The following is a 19,917-nucleotide window of genomic DNA, read 5'->3' as shown; positions in this document are numbered from 1 at the left end:
ACAGCAGCGGAAGGTTACGCGCTGCGGCGCAGCATACCCTGTTTTTTCAGCCATACCAGCAGAATGGAGATAGCCGCAGGCGTGACGCCTGAAATACGCGATGCCTGGCCGATGGACGACGGCTTATGGTCATTCAGCTTGGCGATCACCTCGTTGGAGAGGCCGTTGACCAGGCGGTAATCCAGCGTGGCCGGCAGGATCGTACTTTCGTTGCGCTGCTGTTTCTCGATCTCATCCTGCTGACGGGCGATATAGCCTTCGTATTTCACCTGGATTTCAACCTGCTCAGCAGCCTGAACATCTTCCAGTCCCGGCGCGAATGGCGACATCTGGATCAGCTGGTCGTAGGTCATTTCCGGGCGACGGAGCAGATCTTCCCCGCTGGCTTCACGGGAGAGCGGCGCAGACAGGTGAGCATTCACTTCGTCTACAGACTCGGCAGTTGGGTTGACCCAGGTCGACTTCAGGCGCTGACGTTCGCGCTCGATGTTCTCCAGCTTCTCGTTGAAACGCGCCCAGCGCGCATCGTCCACCAGGCCCAGCTCACGACCGATTTCGGTCAGGCGCAGGTCGGCGTTATCTTCACGCAGCATCAGACGATATTCCGCGCGAGAGGTAAACATGCGGTACGGCTCTTTGGTACCGAGGGTGCAAAGGTCATCTACCAGCACACCCAGGTAAGCCTGAGAACGACCCGGCGCCCAGCCCTCTTTCTCGGCAGAGAAGCGCGCGGCGTTCAGACCGGCCAGCAGACCCTGCGCGGCGGCCTCTTCGTAACCGGTAGTGCCGTTGATCTGGCCCGCGAAGAAAAGCCCGTGGATAAATTTGCTCTCCAGGGTCGGCTTCAGGTCACGCGGATCGAAGAAATCGTACTCAATAGCGTAGCCAGGGCGAACGATCTTCGCATTTTCCATCCCCTGCATGGAGCGGACGATCTGCATCTGCACATCGAACGGCAGGCTGGTGGAGATACCGTTCGGGTAGATCTCGTTGGAGGTCAGCCCTTCCGGCTCCAGGAAGATCTGGTGCTGGTTGCGATCGGCAAAGCGCATGACTTTGTCTTCGATCGACGGGCAGTAACGTGGGCCGATCCCTTCGATCACACCGGCATACATCGGGCTGCGATCGAGGTTACTGCGGATCACGTCATGGGTTTTCTCGTTGGTGTGTGTGACATAGCACGGCACCTGGCGCGGATGCTGATCCACGTTGCCCATGAACGAGAAGACCGGCATCGGGTTATCGCCGTGCTGTTGGGCCAGCACGCTGAAATCAATCGTGCGGGCGTCGATACGCGGCGGCGTACCGGTTTTCAGGCGGCTGACGCGCAGCGGCAGCTCGCGCAGACGGCGTGAAAGTGGAATGGACGGCGGATCGCCAGCACGGCCACCGCTGTAGTTATCCAGTCCAATATGAATTTTGCCATCGAGGAAAGTCCCGACGGTCAGCACGACCGATTTGGCACGGAACTTCAGGCCCATCTGGGTCACGGCGCCGACAACACGATCGTTTTCGACGATCAGATCCTCAACCGCCTGCTGGAAGATCATCAGGTTCGGCTGGTTCTCCAGTGCGGTACGTACGGCCTGGCGATACAGCACGCGGTCGGCCTGAGCACGGGTCGCACGAACGGCAGGCCCTTTGCTCGCGTTTAGTATCCTAAACTGAATGCCTGCATGATCGATCGCGGTTGCCATCAGGCCGCCAAGTGCATCCACTTCTTTTACCAGGTGTCCTTTCCCAATGCCGCCAATCGCCGGATTACAGGACATCTGTCCTAGCGTGTCGATATTGTGTGTCAAAAGCAGGGTCTGCTGACCCATTCGCGCCGCGGCCATTGCGGCCTCGGTGCCTGCATGACCCCCGCCAATGATAATGACGTCAAAAGGATCCTGATAAAACATGGTGGTCTGCCTCGCGTAAAGCGGTAAGAAAATGGATTGAACCCGGGCCGTGGATTCTACTCAACTTTAGTCGTTCGAGAAAGCACTGGGATCCTGGCTATTAAAAAGAAGATCTTTTTATTTAGAGATCTGTTTTATTGTGATCTCTTATTAGGATCGCGGGTTTCTGTGGATAAGCCGGATCTCCCAAAGAAGATCATGTGCTTAGAGAGGATCGTTTGCTGTGAATGATCGGTGATCCTGTGACGTATAAGCTGGGATCAGATCGCGATGTTATACACAGCACAAAAAGTCATCACGGGTTGTTCTTGGGATAACTACCGGTTGATCCAAGCTTTTAACCAGAGTTATCCACATCTGATCGCACGATCTTTAATCGTTTTTGAGTAAATTTTTCCATTCCGCCAGCCAAAGTTCCGCTGGATCTTCCGGAATATCATGATCGAGGATGTTGATCTTCAGCGTTTCACCGATCTGTTGAGCCCCACAGGACTTCAGTTCGGTCTCAACCTTCTCAACGGCGCCGCAGAAGGTGTCGTACTCCCGGCTGCCAATACCGATGGCGCCAAAGCGGACGTTCGCCAGATCGGGCTGCTGCTCTTTTAACGCTTCATATAAAGGAAGAAGGTTATCCGGAAGATCGCCCGCACCGTGCGTGGAGGTGATCAACAGCCAGATCCCGTCGAGCGGAAGATCCTCTAATAACGGTCCGTGCAGCGTATCAGTAGAAAAACCTGCGTCTTCCAGCTTTTCGCCCAGGTGTTCCGCGACATATTCAGCGCCGCCAAGGGTGCTGCCGCTAATAAGAGTAATGTCCGCCATTGATCGCTCGCTCAGATAAACAGGCGGACATTGTACGCTGTGAGCGAGCTGGGATCTACCTGTGGAAAATGTGGTAATTATTTTGCCCTGCTACGGGCGGATGGTACGCATGATCGGGTTCTGCAGGGAGATCAGCGTCTCGGTGGACTGAATTTCATCGATTGTTTGGATCTTGTTGATAAGTACCTGCTGCAGGGCGTCGATCGATCGGCACATCACCTTAATAAAGATGCTGTAGTGCCCGGTGGTGTAGTAAGCCTCTGTCACTTCATCCAGCGCGTTCAGCTTTGCCAGCGCCGAAGGATAGTCTTTGGCGCTCTTGAGGATGATGCCAATAAAACAGCAGACGTCGTAACCCAGCTGTTTCGGGCTGACGTCGATATGGGCGCCGGTGATGATCCCCGCCTGCTTCATCTTCTCTACCCGCACGTGAATGGTTCCCGGGCTGACGCCAAATTGTTTGGCCAGTTCGGCGTAAGCAGTACGCGCATTGGCCATCAGGGCCTCGAGAATGCCGCGGTCCAGATTGTCGATCTGATAATTTTCCATAGCTTTTCCTTATGAAGATTAATGAATCACTCTATTTTAGCGGGTAATTTTATCGATTTAAAAGTAAGGCGGGAGTTTTATTGTTGGATTATTGAAAGAGCGTCTTTTTTGTTGCTTAATCAATGCCAACAGGACGCAGGAGTATAAATAATGAAAACCGCTTACATCGCACAACAACGCCAGATCAGTTTCGTTAAATCCCACTTTTCTCGCCAGCTGGAAGAGAAGCTGGGCCTGATTGAAGTTCAGGCACCTATCTTAAGCCGCGTGGGCGACGGGACGCAGGATAACTTGTCTGGTTGCGAAAAAGCGGTACAGGTGAAAGTGAAAACACTGCCAGACGCCCAGTTCGAAGTGGTTCATTCGCTGGCGAAGTGGAAGCGTCAAACCCTGGGACAACACGACTTCAGCGCGGGCGAAGGGCTTTACACGCACATGAAAGCCCTTCGCCCCGATGAAGACCGCCTTACCGCTATTCACTCTGTCTACGTTGACCAGTGGGACTGGGAACGCGTAATGGGTGATGGCGAACGTCATACCGGTACGCTGAAAGCGACGGTAGAAGCCATTTATGCCGGGATCAAAGCCACCGAAGCGGCGGTCAGCAAAGAGTTTGGTCTGACTCCGTTCCTGCCGGAAACGATCCACTTTATCCACAGTCAGGAGCTGCTGAGCCGCTTCCCGGATCTGGATGCGAAAGGTCGTGAACGTGCGATCGCTAAAGAGCTGGGTGCCGTGTTCCTGATTGGGATCGGCGGCAAACTGTCTCACGGTCAGCGCCACGACGTGCGTGCGCCGGATTATGATGACTGGAGCAGCGAAGGTGAAAGCGGCCTGGCTGGCCTGAACGGCGATATTCTGGTCTGGAACCCGGTTCTGGAAGATGCGTTTGAGCTCTCTTCCATGGGGATCCGCGTGGATGCCGAGGCGCTGCAGCGTCAGCTGGGGATCACCGGTGACGAGGATCGCCTCAAGCTGGAGTGGCACCAGGCGCTGCTGCGTGGCGAGATGCCGCAGACCATCGGCGGCGGTATCGGCCAGTCTCGTCTGACCATGTTACTGCTGCAGCTTTCCCATATCGGCCAGGTTCAGTGTGGCGTATGGCCTCAGCAGGTTCGTGACAGCGTCGACGCGCTGCTGTAATTAGCGTTTCCAGCGCCGCAGCAGGCGGCTACGCAACCCGGTATCAAAGCGCCAGATATGATCGAAGATGCGCATGATGCCGGGTTTTCCATGTGCGGACATCGCCACCGCATGAAAACGATGCTGATGGACCTGCTGCAGCACCTTCACCTTGCTCACCACCTCATCCGGCAGCCGCTGGGCAATAAAGTCTGAGATCACCACCGCATCGGCGTCATACCACTCTCCACCCTGCATTCGCTCGATAATGGCGCGAAAACAGCTGGCGAGATCGGTGCCGCCGCGAAAGCGCTGGCTCAGGAAGCGGATCGCCTGCTCCAGGCCGTGCTGGCCCGAGAGTTCATAGCCCACCACCTCGCTGGAAAACAGCATGATAAAGCAGCGCCGCCGGTCGGCGAGCGCCACCCGCATCAGCGCCAGACAAAAGGCTTTCGCGCACTGCTCATTGAAGCCGCCCATCGAACCGGACGTATCCACACAGACGATAAACGGCCCGCGGGGCTGTTCGTCGAAATCCTGATGCACCGCCGGGCGCTGGCTCACCTTCTCCCGCCAGGCATCGCCGTGCAGACGGTAGGTGAGAAGCTGCTTCTCCACCAGCCGACGGTAAAATTCGTACTCAAGTTCCGTAATGCCGAGAGTCGCCAGTTCGGGCGGCAGCAGGCGCAGGATGTCATCGCTCTGCTGCAGGCCGTCTACCTGCTCCGGCACCGTCGCCGGTTCGCGCACCAGAGTGCGGAAGGTTTCAAGCGGGGCATCCTTTTTTGGCACCGACTTCGCCTCCCGCGAACGGCCCAGCTGTTCCGCCAGCTGCACCAGCTCCGGCTGCTGCGCCAGAAAATCGCCATAGCGAACGATCAGCTGATAATCCCCCCGCTTAAGCTGACCGGCACTCATATCCCAGAGCCGGCCGGCGGCGTTTTCGTTCTCTACCAGCACGGGCTCCAGCGCCCCCGCCAGAGTCATGCGCTCCTGTACTTCGCTGAGCAGCTGTTCCCGCTCCTCTTCCAGCAGTTGCTGATTAAGCGACGTGGCCTGCACCACCAGGCTCAACCGCCAGCGCTGTAAAAACAGGGTATGCAGAGCCGGGGTAAAGGTAGCGTTATCCACCACCAGCTGCCGGGCCTGGCTGGCGAAGGGGGAGTGAACCTTATCGAGCAGGGTTAAAATCTGTGGCAGCCCGGCGACCAGCTGTGGCGTAGAGAGTAGCTGGCTCTGTTGATAGCACATCACCTCTTCGGTGAGCTCCGGCGGTACGCGGGTATCTTTCAGCCTTTTGCGTAAATTTTCCCGCCAGCGCGGAAGATCGTCGGTAATGGCGGTTTTAAGCCGTGGGAACTTTTCGAAAAAGATCGCCAGCTGTGGCGAGGCCAGCAGGGTGAGGATGATCTCTTCGATCAACCCCTCCTCGCCGACGGCAAGCATGACGTTGAGGGTGTCCAGCGTCAGCATTGACGCGCCTGTTTGATCTGCGCGCTGACATCCTGCAGGCTGGACTCAATCCGGCCCAGCCAGTCGCTGTGGATAAACAGGCATTTTTGCTGCTCGCTGAAGCGGGTGTGCTGCAGATGCCACTGGTTATCCAGCGCTTCCAGCTGCTGTTTGATCTCTTCCGGCACGCTTTCAGAGGCGGTGCCGGGCAGGGCAAGACGCGATCCCTGCAGGCTGACGTCGCGGATCACCAGATGCAGGCTGCCGTCCACTTCCATATTAAGCTGTTGGGCAAAGCCAATGCCGTTGAGTTTGCCGCGGATCTCACCGCCTTTGCTCAGCCACTGCGCCAGGGCTTCACGCTCGATGGTGATATGAATCACCTGCATATCATGGAGCTTAAGCGGCTGCTGGAGGAGAAGCGTCAGCGTGGTCTCGTTCAGTTCGGCCGGTAATTCATAGTGGGGACGACGGGCGAACATCCCGCTCTGGCGGCTGACGCGCAGGGCAGTTTTATCGCTTTGCTGCTGCTGAAGCTGAAGGCGGCGCTGGGTAATGGCCCCGAGCTGGTTCAACATCTCCTGCTGCCCCCACGCGTGCCCGGTCATCAATACTTCCAGCTGCTGCTGCATCAGATTCATGCCGCTGGCGTCATGCCAGAGACAATCTTTCAGCAGAATGAGATCAATAGGGGCAACTGCATCGCGACCGCTGAACAGGGCGCTGGCCTGCAGCAGGCGGATGGCTTTCTTCCAGCGGCGATCGGAGACGTAAGGCGCGCCCGGCAGGGCATCTAACTGCTGGCGCAGCATAAAGACCAGATCGAACACCGCATCCGGCAGTGTGATTTTGCCGATGTCCTGCTGCCACTGCTGGTACTCCTCGTCGGTGACCTGCAGCCCGGCGGGCACCGGGTTATCGTTCTCATCCTGCTGGCTTATCAGCAGCGAACGGAAATTGCCTTTGTCCTGCACCTTGTCGAGCCACAGGCGAATTAACATGCGGTCGTAAAGCGCCTCCAGGCTGCTGTCGGCTTCGGGCAGTTCATTGGACGCCGCCACCAGCAGGCGCATCGGGATTTTCCCTTCATGCGCACCGTTGCGGAACCGGCGTTCGTTAATGGCGGTGAGCAGGGTGTTCAGGATCGCCGGGCCGGCTTTCCAGATCTCATCGAGAAAGACGATTTCTGCTTCCGGCAGATAGCCCGTGGTTAAACGTTCGTACCGCCCTTCATCTTTTAACGCCTGAATTGAGAGCGGACCAAAGACCTCTTCCGGCGTGGAAAAGCGGGTCATCAGGTATTCAAACGCTCTGGCGTGCTGAAAAGCGAACTTCAGCCTGCGGGCAATCAGACTTTTTGCGATGCCGGGCGGCCCCAGCAAAAATACGCTTTCACCGCTCAGGGCGGCCAGTAGACAGAGGCGAATGGCATGGCTACGTTCATAGAGCCCTTTCTCCAGTGCGCTGCTGAGGCGGGAAATTCTTTCTGCTAATAAATGAGTGTGAGCCATAATTGTTTTGCATCCTTTCGCCGTAACCCGGCTAATTGAAGCGAGTATAGACGTTTCGTTCCGGGCTGGTAATAGACTGAACTGCGGTGCTATTTTCTTTGCGCTACGTTAATGAGGTTGCATTTAGGGGTACGATTCTAAGATTAATCGTGCATACTGTGCGCTTTTTGTGGGCCAAGGGACTAAGCACACATTTGTTATTTAAACGAAAAGACTAGTCTATGAGCACTGATAATAAGCAATCATTACCCGCAGTTACGCTCGCGGCGATCGGGGTTGTCTACGGTGATATCGGCACCAGCCCGCTTTATACGTTGCGTGAATGTCTGTCCGGCCAGTTTGGGTTTGGCGTTGAACGCGACGCTGTGTTTGGTTTTTTGTCCCTGATTTTCTGGCTACTGATCCTGGTCGTTTCCGTTAAATATCTCTCCTTCGTTATGCGCGCGGATAACGCCGGTGAAGGTGGGATACTGACCCTGATGTCGCTTGCCGGGCGCAATACGTCCGCCAGAATGACGTCGTTCCTGGTCATTATCGGTCTGGTAGGCGGCAGCTTCTTCTATGGAGAAGTGGTGATCACCCCTGCCATCTCGGTGCTCTCGGCGATAGAGGGTCTCGAGATTGTCGCACCGCAGCTCGATGAATGGGTGGTCCCGCTGGCCATCATTGTTCTGACCCTGCTGTTTGCCATTCAGAAACACGGTACCGGGCTGGTGGGGAAACTCTTCGCCCCGATTATGCTCTCCTGGTTCCTGATCCTGGCGGCGCTGGGGTTACGCAGCATTATTGCTAACCCGGACGTGCTGCACGCGCTGAACCCGATGTGGGCGGTGCACTTCTTCCTTGAATATAAAGTCGTTTCGTTTGTCGCGCTGGGCGCGGTAGTGCTCTCTATCACCGGCGTTGAAGCGCTGTATGCGGATATGGGCCACTTCGGCAAACTGCCTATTCGCGTGGCGTGGTTTCTGGTGGTGCTGCCGTCGCTGGTGCTGAACTACTTTGGCCAGGGCGCTCTGCTGCTCAAACATCCGGAAGCGATTAAAAACCCGTTCTTCCTGCTGGCGCCGGACTGGGCGCTGGTGCCGATGCTGATCCTGGCGACGCTGGCGACGGTGATTGCCTCCCAGGCGGTGATTTCCGGGGTCTTCTCCCTCACCCGTCAGGCGGTGCGCCTGGGCTATCTGTCGCCGATGCGTATCATCCACACCTCCGAGATGGAGTCGGGCCAGATCTACATTCCTTTTGTTAACTGGCTGCTCTACTTCGCGGTGGTGATTGTCATCGTCAGCTTCGAGCACTCCAGCAACCTGGCGGCGGCGTACGGGATTGCCGTCACCGGTACCATGGTGCTGACGTCGATCCTCTCCACCACGGTGGCGTACCGGAACTGGCACTGGAATAAATTCCTCGTGGCGTTGATTCTGGTCGGCTTCCTCTGTATTGACGTGCCGCTGTTCTCAGCGAACCTCGATAAGATTGTCTCTGGTGGCTGGCTGCCGCTGACGCTGGGTCTGGTGATGTTCATTGTGATGACCACCTGGAAGAGCGAGCGTTTCCGCCTGCTGCGCCGGATGCACGAGCACGGTAACTCTCTGGAGGCGATGATTGCCTCCCTGGAGAAATCGCCGCCGGTACGCGTGCCGGGAACCGCGGTCTATATGTCGCGCGCGCTGAACGTGATCCCCTTTGCCCTGATGCACAACCTTAAGCACAACAAAGTGCTGCACGAGCGTGTGATCCTGCTAACCCTGCGCACCGAAGATGCGCCGTATGTGCATAACGTTCGTCGTGTGCAGATAGAGCAGCTGTCACCCACCTTCTGGCGGGTGGTGGCCAGCTATGGGTGGCGTGAGACCCCGAACGTGGAAGAGGTATTCCACCGCTGCGGTCTTGAAGGCTTAAGCTGCCGGATGATGGAAACCTCGTTCTTCATGTCGCACGAGTCGCTGATTGTTGGCAAACGCCCCTGGTATCTGCGCCTGCGCGGTAAGCTCTATCTTATCCTCCAGCGTAATGCCCTGCGTGCGCCCGACCAGTTTGAAATCCCGCCTAACCGCGTGATTGAGCTGGGGACACAGGTCGAGATTTAACTCCTTCTGCAAATGCCGGGTGGCGCTGCGCTTACCCGGCCTACCAAACCCGTAGGCCCGCGCAAGCGAAGCGCCGCCGGGCAATTTCCCCTACAAATATTTTACTTAGCGAAACGTTTCGACGCCGATCACAATTCCGTTACGTCATGTTGGTTTTCTGACCACTATTGAGATTAAACTCAATTCAGCGAAACGTTTCGCTAGTGGAGCAAGAATATGAAGAAAGGCACGGTACTCAACTCTGAAGTCTCATCGGTCATCTCCCGTCTTGGGCATACCGATACGCTGGTGGTATGTGATGCGGGTTTACCCATTCCCCACAGCACAACGCGTATTGATCTGGCGTTAACGCAGGGCGTGCCCACGTTTATGCAGGTGCTGGATGTGGTGACAACCGAGATGCAGGTTGAGGAAGCCATTCTCGCTACGGAAATCCAACACCATAATCCGCAGCTCCACGAAACGTTGCTTGGCCATATCAAGCAGCTGCAACAACACCAGGGAAACACCATAAAAATAAGTTACATAACGCACGAGCAGTTTAAGAAAAACACCGCTGACAGCCAGGCGGTTATCCGCAGCGGGGAGTGTTCCCCGTATGCGAATATCATTCTCTGTGCTGGCGTCACCTTCTGAGGCCATCATGGACGCACTCCTGCAACTGAAAGGGATCGATAAGTCGTTCCCGGGCGTTAAAGCCCTCTCTGGCGCAGCGTTGAATGTTTACGCTGGCCGCGTAATGGCGCTGGTGGGCGAAAACGGCGCTGGCAAATCCACCATGATGAAAGTGCTGACCGGGATCTATCAACGCGATGCCGGTTCGCTGCTGTGGCTGGGAAAAGAGACCACCTTCAACGGCCCGAAATCCTCTCAGGAAGCCGGGATCGGCATCATCCACCAGGAGCTGAACCTGATCCCGCAGCTGTCCATCGCGGAGAACATCTTCCTGGGACGTGAGTTTGTGAATCGCTTCGGCAAAATCGACTGGAAGCAAATGTATGCCGAAGCCGACAAACTGCTGGCGAAGCTGAACCTGCGCTTTAAGAGCGATCGTCTGGTGGGTGAGCTCTCCATTGGCGATCAGCAGATGGTGGAAATCGCGAAGGTCCTGAGTTTTGAATCCCGGGTTATCGTGATGGATGAACCCACCGACGCCCTGACCGACACCGAAACCGACTCCCTGTTCCGCGTTATTCGCGAGCTGAAAGCGCAGGGGCGCGGCATTGTCTATATCTCCCACCGCATGAAAGAGATCTTTGAGATTTGCGATGACGTCACCGTCTTCCGCGACGGGCAGTTTATTGCCGAGCGTGAAGTGGCGACGCTGACCGAAGACACGCTGATTGAGATGATGGTGGGACGCAAGCTGGAAGACCAGTATCCGCGTATCGATAAAGTACCGGGCGAGATCCGCCTGAAGGTCGATAACCTGTGTGGTCCTGGGGTGAATGATGTCAGCTTTACCCTGCGTCAGGGGGAGATCCTCGGTGTGGCCGGGCTGATGGGGGCCGGACGTACCGAGCTGATGAAGGTGCTGTATGGCGCCAGTCCACGCACCAGCGGCTATGTCACCCTCGATGGCCATGAAGTTGTCACCCGCTCTCCACAGGATGGTCTGGCGAACGGCATCGTCTATATCTCTGAAGACCGCAAACGCGATGGGCTGGTGCTGGGCATGTCGGTGAAAGAAAACATGTCCTTAACCGCGCTGCGCTACTTTAGCCGCAGCGGCGGAAGCCTGAAGCACAAAGACGAACAGCAGGCCGTCAGCGATTTTATCCGCCTCTTTAACGTTAAAACCCCGTCGATGGAACAGGCCATTGGACTGCTCTCCGGCGGCAACCAGCAGAAAGTGGCGATTGCCCGCGGTCTGATGACACGTCCTAAGGTGCTGATCCTCGATGAACCGACGCGCGGCGTGGACGTTGGCGCCAAAAAAGAGATTTATCAGCTCATCAACCAGTTTAAGGCTGACGGGTTGAGCATCATTCTGGTCTCTTCCGAGATGCCAGAAGTATTAGGCATGAGCGATCGCATTATCGTCATGCATGAAGGGCATCTCGGCGGTGAATTCAGTCGCGAGCAGGCCACCCAGGAAATTCTGATGGCTGCCGCTGTGGGCAAGCTTAATCGCGTGGATCAGGAGTAAGAAGATGACTACCCAGGCTGTTTCTGGACGCCGTTATTTCACTAAGGCATGGTTGATGGAACAAAAATCGCTGATTGCCCTGCTGGTGCTGATCGCGATTGTTTCCACCATGAGCCCGAACTTTTTTACCGTTAATAACCTGTTCAACATCCTTCAGCAGACGTCCGTCAACGCCATTATGGCCGTGGGCATGACGCTGGTGATCTTGACCTCGGGTATCGACCTGTCCGTCGGTTCCCTGCTGGCGCTCACCGGCGCGGTGGCCGCTTCGATTGTCGGGATTGAAGTCAACGCGCTGGTGGCCGTTGCCGCTGCGCTGGCGCTGGGCGCGGCGATCGGTGCTGTCACCGGGATGATTGTGGCGAAAGGCCGCGTTCAGGCGTTTATTGCGACGCTTGTGATGATGCTGCTGCTGCGGGGTGTGACGATGGTCTACACCAACGGCAGCCCGGTCAATACCGGCTTTACCGACAACGCCGATCTGTTTGGCTGGTTTGGTATCGGCCGCCCGCTGGGTATCCCGACGCCAGTGTGGATCATGGGCCTGGTCTTCCTTGCGGCGTGGTACATGTTGCACCACACCCGTCTGGGTCGCTATATCTATGCCCTGGGCGGTAACGAAGCGGCGACGCGTCTGTCCGGCATCAGCGTCAATAAAGTCAAAATTATCGTCTACTCCCTGTGCGGTCTGCTGGCTTCGCTGGCGGGTATTATCGAGGTGGCGCGTCTCTCCTCTGCGCAACCGACGGCGGGTACAGGTTATGAGCTGGATGCCATCGCCGCGGTCGTGCTGGGCGGCACCAGCCTGGCGGGGGGTAAAGGTCGTATCGTGGGGACGCTGATCGGTGCACTGATCCTCGGCTTCCTGAACAATGGTTTGAATTTGTTAGGTGTTTCTTCCTATTACCAGATGATCGTCAAAGCGGTAGTGATTTTGCTGGCGGTACTGGTAGACAACAAAAAACAGTAACTGACGACACTACAGGACATCTTTGATATGAACATGAAAAAACTGGCTACCCTGGTTTCTGCTGTCGCGCTGAGCGCAACTGTGAATGCAAACGCCATGGCGAAAGACACCATCGCGCTGGTGGTTTCTACCCTGAACAACCCGTTCTTCGTCTCCCTGAAGGATGGCGCGCAGAAAGAAGCCGACAAACTGGGCTACAACCTGGTGATCCTCGACTCCCAGAATAACCCGGCTAAAGAGCTGGCTAACGTGCAGGACCTGACCGTTCGCGGCACCAAAATTCTGCTGATCAACCCGACCGACTCCGACGCGGTAGGTAACGCCGTGAAGATGGCGAACCAGGCTAATATCCCGGTAATTACCCTGGACCGTCAGGCGAACAAAGGCGAAGTGGTAAGCCATATTGCCTCTGACAACGTGCTGGGCGGCAAAATCGCCGGTGACTACATCGCCAAAAAAGCGGGCGAAGGCGCCAAAGTTATTGAACTGCAGGGTATCGCCGGGACTTCCGCAGCGCGTGAGCGTGGTGAAGGCTTCCAGCAGGCCGTTGCGGCCCACAAATTTAACGTACTGGCCAGCCAGCCGGCAGACTTTGACCGTACTAAGGGTCTGAACGTTATGCAGAACCTGCTCACCGCGCACCCGGACGTTAAAGCGGTATTCGCGCAGAACGACGAAATGGCGCTGGGCGCGCTGCGTGCCCTGCAGACCGCAGGTAAATCTGATGTGATGGTGGTTGGATTTGACGGCACGCCTGATGGTGAAAAAGCCGTAAACGATGGCAAACTGGCTGCGACCATCGCTCAGCTGCCGGAGCAGATCGGCGCGACTGGCGTACAGACGGCTGATAAAGTGCTGAAGGGCGAAAAAGTTCAGGCTAAATACCCTGTTGACCTGAAGCTGGTCATTAAGCAGTAATATGCGATTCAGGCAGTCAATGGCCGCCTGAAGGACAACATATAAAGAAAAGAGTGGCATACGCCACCGGGGCATCCCGGTGGCACTCTCTGATGGACATTTCCAATATGAAAACCGCAGGCAAGCTCGTCGTCCTTGGCAGTATTAATGCCGATCACATTCTCAACCTTGATACTTTCCCTACCCCGGGCGAAACCGTAACGGGCAATCGCTATCAGGTCGCCTTTGGCGGCAAAGGCGCTAACCAGGCGGTCGCCGCCGGACGTAGCGGGGCGAACATCGCCTTTATCGCCTGTACGGGTGATGACGATACCGGTGAGCGCGTCCGCAGCCAGCTGGCAAGCGACAACATCGACATTGCGCCGGTGAGCGTGGTGGAGGGTGAATCAACCGGCGTGGCGCTGATTTTTGTCAACGCGGAAGGTGAGAATGTCATCGGTATTCATGCGGGAGCAAACGCGGCGCTGACGTCCGATCGGGTGGCAGCGCAAAAGGCGCTTATCGCAGGTGCTGATGCCCTGCTGATGCAGCTGGAATCGCCGGTAGAAAGCGTGCTGTCGGCAGCTAAAATTGCGCATGAAAATCATACCACTGTCGTACTAAATCCCGCGCCGGCCCGTGTATTATCAGACGAGCTTCTGGCGCTGGTGGACATCATCACCCCGAATGAAACTGAAGCTGAAAAGCTGACGGGCATTCGCGTGGAAGATGATGAAGATGCGGCGCGTGCGGCGAAAGCCCTGCACGACAAAGGCATCAACACCGTTATCATTACCCTTGGCAGCCGTGGCGTATGGGCCAGCGTCGAGGGAGAAGGTCGCCGCGTTCCCGGCTTTAAGGTGAAAGCTGTCGATACTATCGCTGCCGGAGATACCTTTAATGGTGCGCTGGTAACGGCGCTGCTGGAAGGTGAACCGCTGGATACCGCCATCCGCTTTGCCCATGCGGCGGCGGCCATTGCGGTCACCCGTCCAGGCGCGCAGCCCTCTGTTCCATGGCGCAATGAGATCGATGCATTTTTAAGTCAGCAGAGGTAACGCTTGGCCACAATGAAAGATGTCGCTCGCATGGCGGGCGTCTCTACTTCGACGGTCTCCCACGTCATCAATAACGATCGCTTCGTCAGCGAGGCGATCCGGGAGAAGGTCGAGGCTGCCGTTAAATCCCTCAACTATGCGCCTTCCGCCCTGGCGCGCAGCCTGAAGCTCAACCAGACGCGCACCATTGGCATGCTTATTACCGCCAGTACCAACCCTTTTTACTCCGAGCTGGTGCGCGGCGTGGAGCGCAGCTGTTTTGAGCGCGGATACAGCCTGGTGTTATGCAATACCGAAGGCGATGAACAGCGTATGAACCGCAATCTGGAGACGCTGATGCAAAAGCGCGTCGACGGATTGCTGTTGCTGTGCACCGAAACGCATCAGCCCTCCCCCGAGATTATGCAGCGCTACCCTTCCGTTCCCACGGTGATGATGGACTGGGCGCCGTTCGACGGTACCAGCGATCTGATCCAGGATAATTCGCTGCTGGGCGGGGATATGGCGACGCAGCATCTGATTGATAAAGGTCATACCCGCATCGCCTGCATCACCGGTCCGCTGGATAAAACCCCCGCCCGCCTGCGCCAGGAAGGGTTCCTGGTGGCGATGGCGCGCGCTGGTTTGCCGGTGCCTGAAGGCTATCAAATCACCGGTGACTTCGAATTTAGCGGAGGGTATGAGGCAATGCAGGCATTACTGGCGCAGAAAGAGCGCCCGCAGGCGGTCTTTATTGGCAATGATGCCATGGCGGTGGGCGCATATAAGGCACTTTATCAGGCGGGACTGCGTATCCCGGACGATATCGCCGTGGTGGGTTATGACGACATTGAACTGGCGCAGTATATGACGCCGCCGCTCACTACCATCCATCAGCCCAAAGATGAACTGGGCGAGCTGGCGATTGATGTGCTGATCCACCGTATCGCCCAGCCCGCACTGCAACAGCAGCGGCTGCAGCTTACTCCTGTTCTGATGGAACGGGGGTCTGTTTAGGTTTGTGCCGCTCCTTGATGAGGTTGCGGCCGTCTTTCGGTTTTAACAGCATAAACACCAGGGCAGAGACAACCGTCAGTACGCCCATGGTGATAAAGGTTGAGTGAAACTGTTCAACAGTACTCGTGCTGTCGAACCCTTCGTAGAAACGCAGGACCGCCGCACTCACCGCCACCCCCAGACTGATCGACAGTTGCTGCGTGACCGCCAGGACGCTGTTACCGCCGCTGGCATTCTCATCGTTAAGATCGGCAAGGGTGATGGTGTTCATTGAGGTGAACTGGATGGACATCGCCATCCCCAGTACAAACAGCGGCAGGATCAGCATCCACACCGGCAACGCAGCCGACTGCAGTGAGAACTGCGCAATCATCACACCGATAAATATCGTCACCCCAACCAGCGTCCTGCGGTAGCCTACCCGGCGTAACAGCTGAGTCACGCCGGATTTAGCCAGGATCGAACCCACCGCCGTAGGTGCCATCATGCAACCCGCAATCAGCGCCGGATAACCAAACCCGACCTGCAGCATCAATGGCATAAGGAAAGGCACACAGCCGGTGCCCAGCCGTGAAGCGATGTTACCGGCAATGCCTACCGAGAAGGTGCGGGTGTTAAACAGCGAGAGAGAAATGAGCGGCGTCGGGTGACGACGGGCGTGACGGATATAAAGAAGAAAGAGAACAATACCGCTGAAGATAATGGCGATGGCCAGCCAGGTGGCGACCACTTTCTCACCGAACAGCTCCATACCGCTGGAAAACAGCACCAGGCTCAGGCCAAACAGGAAGAACCCGCCCATATCGAATTTACGCCGCGGAGTCGTGAAGTTCGGCATAAATTTGCGGGCATAGAAAAGCCCGGCGACCCCAATGGGAATATTAATCAGGAATATCCAGTGCCAGCTGGCCCAGGTGACCAGTACCCCGCCCAGCACCGGCCCAAGGATCGGCCCGACGAGGCCCGGCATGGTGACAAAGTTAAGCACCGGCAACAGTTCGCTGCGGGGATAGGCCCGTAACAGCGCCAGACGCGCGACCGGCATCATCATGGCGCCGCCAATCCCCTGAATCACACGAAAAACAACCAGCTCACCTAACGAGCTGGAAAGGGCGCAGGCCAGTGAACCCAGCGTAAACAGGGAGACTGCCAGCATAAAGACGCGACGGGTGCCGAAGCGATCGGCCAGCCAGCCGCTTACCGGGATCAGCATCGCCACGGTCAGGGTATAGCTGATGATGGCCGACTGCATCGCCAGCGGCGAACGGTTCAGGCTTTGGGCAATCGCCGGAAGGGCTGTATTGAGGATGGTCGCATCAAGCGCCTGCATAAAGAAGGCCATCGCCGCTATCCACGGCAGGCCCGCCATACTGCGTGCTTTTTTTACTGTCATTCGAATTCCTGTTGTTATTGCTACCGTGCTGGTGGGGCAAGCAGTGCCTGGCTGGCTGCCATAGCGCGTAACCCATCACTATCCTGAATAGCGTCGACAATGGCCTGGTGTAAATCCAGCTTCACCACCTCGTCCTGGGTAATGGAAGTAAAGTAAGTGTGGTAAACAGAGTGAAAGAGCGAGGCGAAAGAGGTCAGGAACGGATTACCGCTCATCTCATAGATATGTTCGTGCCAGGCCATATCCACATCTATCCAGCGTTCTCGGTTAAAGTTCTTCTTCAGATGAACCATCTCATCCATCAGGGTATTTAAGCGGGCCTTTTGCTCGGCCGTGCCGATCGTGGCAGCCAGAAGGCAGGCCTGAGGCTCCAGGCTGCTGCGCATGACAAGAAAATGCTCAATAACCTGCTGGAAATTATCTTCCGTCATCCACCAGGAGAGCAGCTCCTGATCGAGGAAGTTCCAGTTACCCTGGGGCATGACGCGTGTACCGATACGCGGACGGGGAAGAACCATCCCTTTTGCAGTCAGGGTTTTCACGGCTTCACGAACGGCGGTTCGGCTCACGCCAAACTGTTCACCCAGCTCCAGTTCGCCCGGCAGAATGCTGCCGGGTGCGTAAACACCGGCCAGGATCCGCTGGGCCAGCTTTTCTGCCAGCACATAGGAGAGGTTTTTTTGAGCCGCCAGCTGTTGTGCGCTTAAAGGCATAACGCATATTCCTTCAGTCTTAATGCCAGTAAGTATGCCACCTGCAGGCGGGTTGTGGTTGCTAAAACGACAATTAGGGTGATTTCTGGCTAAAAGATGAGGCTTTTGGTGAAAAAAAGCACGGTCGGTAATTTTTTTTAATTTTACGCTTGTCAGCGCCGGAGAACTCCCTATAATGCGCCTCCACTGACACGGAACAACGGCACGCAAGCCGCCGGGTCAGCGGGGTTCAGCGATGAACGCCGGCAGAGAAAAGTGAAAATAATCGCTTGACTCTGAATGAGGAAAACGTAATATACGGGACCTCGCAACGGTGAGCGAAAGCCGCGTTGCACTGCTCTTTAACAATTTATCAGACAATCTGTGTGGGCACTCAAAGTGACATGGATTCTTAATGTCTTCGGACAATAAATGAATACCAAGTCTCTGAGTGAACATACGTAATTCATTACGAAGTTTAATTCACGAGCATCAAACTTAAATTGAAGAGTTTGATCATGGCTCAGATTGAACGCTGGCGGCAGGCCTAACACATGCAAGTCGAACGGTAGCACAGAGAGCTTGCTCTCGGGTGACGAGTGGCGGACGGGTGAGTAATGTCTGGGAAACTGCCTGATGGAGGGGGATAACTACTGGAAACGGTAGCTAATACCGCATAACGTCGCAAGACCAAAGAGGGGGACCTTCGGGCCTCTTGCCATCAGATGTGCCCAGATGGGATTAGCTAGTAGGTGGGGTAACGGCTCACCTAGGCGACGATCCCTAGCTGGTCTGAGAGGATGACCAGCCACACTGGAACTGAGACACGGTCCAGACTCCTACGGGAGGCAGCAGTGGGGAATATTGCACAATGGGCGCAAGCCTGATGCAGCCATGCCGCGTGTATGAAGAAGGCCTTCGGGTTGTAAAGTACTTTCAGCGAGGAGGAAGGCATTGTGGTTAATAACCACAGTGATTGACGTTACTCGCAGAAGAAGCACCGGCTAACTCCGTGCCAGCAGCCGCGGTAATACGGAGGGTGCAAGCGTTAATCGGAATTACTGGGCGTAAAGCGCACGCAGGCGGTCTGTCAAGTCGGATGTGAAATCCCCGGGCTCAACCTGGGAACTGCATTCGAAACTGGCAGGCTAGAGTCTTGTAGAGGGGGGTAGAATTCCAGGTGTAGCGGTGAAATGCGTAGAGATCTGGAGGAATACCGGTGGCGAAGGCGGCCCCCTGGACAAAGACTGACGCTCAGGTGCGAAAGCGTGGGGAGCAAACAGGATTAGATACCCTGGTAGTCCACGCCGTAAACGATGTCGACTTGGAGGCTGTGCCCTTGAGGCGTGGCTTCCGGAGCTAACGCGTTAAGTCGACCGCCTGGGGAGTACGGCCGCAAGGTTAAAACTCAAATGAATTGACGGGGGCCCGCACAAGCGGTGGAGCATGTGGTTTAATTCGATGCAACGCGAAGAACCTTACCTACTCTTGACATCCAGAGAACTTTCCAGAGATGGATTGGTGCCTTCGGGAACTCTGAGACAGGTGCTGCATGGCTGTCGTCAGCTCGTGTTGTGAAATGTTGGGTTAAGTCCCGCAACGAGCGCAACCCTTATCCTTTGTTGCCAGCGGTTAGGCCGGGAACTCAAAGGAGACTGCCAGTGATAAACTGGAGGAAGGTGGGGATGACGTCAAGTCATCATGGCCCTTACGAGTAGGGCTACACACGTGCTACAATGGCGCATACAAAGAGAAGCGACCTCGCGAGAGCAAGCGGACCTCATAAAGTGCGTCGTAGTCCGGATTGGAGTCTGCAACTCGACTCCATGAAGTCGGAATCGCTAGTAATCGTAGATCAGAATGCTACGGTGAATACGTTCCCGGGCCTTGTACACACCGCCCGTCACACCATGGGAGTGGGTTGCAAAAGAAGTAGGTAGCTTAACCTTCGGGAGGGCGCTTACCACTTTGTGATTCATGACTGGGGTGAAGTCGTAACAAGGTAACCGTAGGGGAACCTGCGGTTGGATCACCTCCTTACCTTAAAGAACCTGCCTTTGCAGTGCTCACACAGATTGTCTGATGAAAATACAGCAGTAAAAATCTCTGTAGGCTTGTAGCTCAGGTGGTTAGAGCGCACCCCTGATAAGGGTGAGGTCGGTGGTTCAAGTCCACTCAGGCCTACCAAATTTGCGCAGCAAATTTGAGGAGATTGACCACGATGGGGCTATAGCTCAGCTGGGAGAGCGCCTGCCTTGCACGCAGGAGGTCTGCGGTTCGATCCCGCATAGCTCCACCATCTTTATTGCGAC

15 protein-coding genes, 2 tRNA genes and 1 rRNA gene are annotated in these 19,917 nt (G+C 56.1%); 11 read left to right on the top strand and 7 right to left on the bottom strand.

The features are described 5' to 3' along the window. Positions 1-14: 14 nt before the first annotated feature. From mnmG to asnC, 3 genes are all read right to left on the bottom strand, one after another. Entirely contained in the window at positions 15-1,904 is a 1,890-nt protein-coding gene (gene mnmG, locus NB069_RS22020) for a tRNA uridine-5-carboxymethylaminomethyl(34) synthesis enzyme MnmG (protein ID WP_250586697.1), read from the bottom strand. Positions 1,905-2,276: 372 nt separating this feature from the next. Further along, positions 2,277-2,726 carry an FMN-binding protein MioC gene (gene mioC, locus NB069_RS22015; RefSeq protein WP_250586695.1) on the bottom strand — a complete coding sequence of 150 codons (450 nt, stop codon included), beginning with the start codon at positions 2,724-2,726 and terminating at the stop codon, positions 2,277-2,279. Positions 2,727-2,816: 90 nt separating this feature from the next. Beyond that, complete coding sequence (asnC, locus tag NB069_RS22010) at positions 2,817-3,275, bottom strand: transcriptional regulator AsnC (RefSeq protein WP_032615488.1); 459 nt, start codon at positions 3,273-3,275, stop codon at positions 2,817-2,819. Positions 3,276-3,425: 150 nt separating this feature from the next. Here asnC and asnA point away from each other — a divergent pair, with 150 nt between their 5' ends. Beyond that, entirely contained in the window at positions 3,426-4,418 is a 993-nt protein-coding gene (asnA, locus tag NB069_RS22005) for an aspartate--ammonia ligase (protein WP_250586693.1), read from the top strand. Here the strand turns inward: asnA and viaA are convergent, their stop codons facing one another. Continuing rightward, positions 4,419-5,870: an ATPase RavA stimulator ViaA gene (gene viaA / locus NB069_RS22000; protein ID WP_250586691.1), complete on the bottom strand. Its 1,452-nt coding sequence runs from the start codon at positions 5,868-5,870 to the stop codon at positions 4,419-4,421. Then, complete coding sequence (gene ravA, locus NB069_RS21995) at positions 5,864-7,360, bottom strand: ATPase RavA (protein ID WP_250586689.1); 1,497 nt, start codon at positions 7,358-7,360, stop codon at positions 5,864-5,866. The genes viaA and ravA overlap by 7 nt, the downstream gene beginning before the upstream one ends. 221 nt (positions 7,361-7,581) lie before the next feature. Between ravA and kup the strand changes: the two genes are divergently transcribed. The 7 genes from kup to rbsR all read left to right on the top strand — a co-directional run bounded on the left by kup (position 7,582) and on the right by rbsR (position 15,520). Next, positions 7,582-9,450, top strand: a complete 1,869-nt coding sequence (gene kup / locus NB069_RS21990; protein ID WP_250586687.1) for a low affinity potassium transporter Kup — start codon at positions 7,582-7,584, stop codon at positions 9,448-9,450. 216 nt (positions 9,451-9,666) lie between these two features. Continuing rightward, positions 9,667-10,086, top strand: a complete 420-nt coding sequence (gene rbsD, locus NB069_RS21985; protein ID WP_250586685.1) for a D-ribose pyranase — start codon at positions 9,667-9,669, stop codon at positions 10,084-10,086. A 7-nt stretch (positions 10,087-10,093) separates the two neighbouring features. Next, positions 10,094-11,599 (top strand): ribose ABC transporter ATP-binding protein RbsA, encoded by a 1,506-nt coding sequence (gene rbsA / locus NB069_RS21980; protein WP_250586683.1) that lies wholly within the window; start codon positions 10,094-10,096, stop codon positions 11,597-11,599. A 4-nt stretch (positions 11,600-11,603) separates the two neighbouring features. Then, positions 11,604-12,569 carry a ribose ABC transporter permease gene (gene rbsC, locus NB069_RS21975; RefSeq protein ID WP_138370949.1) on the top strand — a complete coding sequence of 322 codons (966 nt, stop codon included), beginning with the start codon at positions 11,604-11,606 and terminating at the stop codon, positions 12,567-12,569. Positions 12,570-12,596: 27 nt separating this feature from the next. Continuing rightward, positions 12,597-13,487 carry a ribose ABC transporter substrate-binding protein RbsB gene (gene rbsB / locus NB069_RS21970; RefSeq protein WP_250586681.1) on the top strand — a complete coding sequence of 297 codons (891 nt, stop codon included), beginning with the start codon at positions 12,597-12,599 and terminating at the stop codon, positions 13,485-13,487. Between the two features lie 107 nt (positions 13,488-13,594). Continuing rightward, positions 13,595-14,524 (top strand): ribokinase, encoded by a 930-nt coding sequence (gene rbsK / locus NB069_RS21965; RefSeq protein WP_250589559.1) that lies wholly within the window; start codon positions 13,595-13,597, stop codon positions 14,522-14,524. A 3-nt stretch (positions 14,525-14,527) separates the two neighbouring features. Beyond that, positions 14,528-15,520 carry a ribose operon transcriptional repressor RbsR gene (gene rbsR / locus NB069_RS21960; RefSeq protein WP_250586679.1) on the top strand — a complete coding sequence of 331 codons (993 nt, stop codon included), beginning with the start codon at positions 14,528-14,530 and terminating at the stop codon, positions 15,518-15,520. On the opposite strand, the gene mdtD is transcribed toward rbsR, so the two are convergent. Together mdtD and NB069_RS21950 are read right to left on the bottom strand one after the other, a co-directional pair. Next, a complete protein-coding gene (gene mdtD / locus NB069_RS21955; RefSeq protein WP_250586677.1) occupies positions 15,486-16,913 on the bottom strand; it encodes a multidrug transporter subunit MdtD in 1,428 nt (475 codons plus the stop codon). The genes rbsR and mdtD overlap by 35 nt on opposite strands. Before the next feature lie 20 nt (positions 16,914-16,933). Continuing rightward, on the bottom strand, positions 16,934-17,626 hold the full coding sequence (locus NB069_RS21950; protein ID WP_250586675.1) for a FadR/GntR family transcriptional regulator: 693 nt from the start codon (positions 17,624-17,626) through the stop codon (positions 16,934-16,936). A gap of 479 nt (positions 17,627-18,105) precedes the next feature. Between NB069_RS21950 and NB069_RS21945 the strand changes: the two genes are divergently transcribed. The 3 genes from NB069_RS21945 (at position 18,106) to NB069_RS21935 (ending at position 19,904) form a co-directional block, all read left to right on the top strand. Then, positions 18,106-19,645, top strand: a 16S ribosomal RNA gene (locus NB069_RS21945). A gap of 70 nt (positions 19,646-19,715) precedes the next feature. Beyond that, positions 19,716-19,792 (top strand) — tRNA-Ile (locus NB069_RS21940). 36 nt (positions 19,793-19,828) lie between these two features. Then, positions 19,829-19,904 (top strand) — tRNA-Ala (locus NB069_RS21935). Positions 19,905-19,917: the final 13 nt, after the last annotated feature.

The sequence above is a fragment of the Leclercia adecarboxylata genome, assembly GCF_023639785.1.
In the GTDB taxonomy this organism is placed as follows: domain Bacteria; phylum Pseudomonadota; class Gammaproteobacteria; order Enterobacterales; family Enterobacteriaceae; genus Enterobacter; species Enterobacter adecarboxylatus_D.
This window is presented reverse-complemented; position numbering and strand designations above follow the sequence as displayed.

Excerpts from the sequence above, each read along its gene's own strand:
- mnmG (WP_250586697.1), bottom strand. The coding sequence starts at position 1,904 with ATGTTTTATCAGGATCCTTTTGACGTCATTATCATTGGCGGGGGTCAT.
- mioC (WP_250586695.1), bottom strand. The coding sequence starts at position 2,726 with ATGGCGGACATTACTCTTATTAGCGGCAGCACCCTTGGCGGCGCTGAA.
- asnC (WP_032615488.1), bottom strand. The coding sequence starts at position 3,275 with ATGGAAAATTATCAGATCGACAATCTGGACCGCGGCATTCTCGAGGCC.
- asnA (WP_250586693.1), top strand. The coding sequence starts at position 3,426 with ATGAAAACCGCTTACATCGCACAACAACGCCAGATCAGTTTCGTTAAA.
- viaA (WP_250586691.1), bottom strand. The coding sequence starts at position 5,870 with ATGCTGACGCTGGACACCCTCAACGTCATGCTTGCCGTCGGCGAGGAG.
- ravA (WP_250586689.1), bottom strand. The coding sequence starts at position 7,360 with ATGGCTCACACTCATTTATTAGCAGAAAGAATTTCCCGCCTCAGCAGC.
- kup (WP_250586687.1), top strand. The coding sequence starts at position 7,582 with ATGAGCACTGATAATAAGCAATCATTACCCGCAGTTACGCTCGCGGCG.
- rbsD (WP_250586685.1), top strand. The coding sequence starts at position 9,667 with ATGAAGAAAGGCACGGTACTCAACTCTGAAGTCTCATCGGTCATCTCC.
- rbsA (WP_250586683.1), top strand. The coding sequence starts at position 10,094 with ATGGACGCACTCCTGCAACTGAAAGGGATCGATAAGTCGTTCCCGGGC.
- rbsC (WP_138370949.1), top strand. The coding sequence starts at position 11,604 with ATGACTACCCAGGCTGTTTCTGGACGCCGTTATTTCACTAAGGCATGG.
- rbsB (WP_250586681.1), top strand. The coding sequence starts at position 12,597 with ATGAACATGAAAAAACTGGCTACCCTGGTTTCTGCTGTCGCGCTGAGC.
- rbsK (WP_250589559.1), top strand. The coding sequence starts at position 13,595 with ATGAAAACCGCAGGCAAGCTCGTCGTCCTTGGCAGTATTAATGCCGAT.
- mdtD (WP_250586677.1), bottom strand. The coding sequence starts at position 16,913 with ATGACAGTAAAAAAAGCACGCAGTATGGCGGGCCTGCCGTGGATAGCG.
- NB069_RS21950 (WP_250586675.1), bottom strand. The coding sequence starts at position 17,626 with ATGCCTTTAAGCGCACAACAGCTGGCGGCTCAAAAAAACCTCTCCTAT.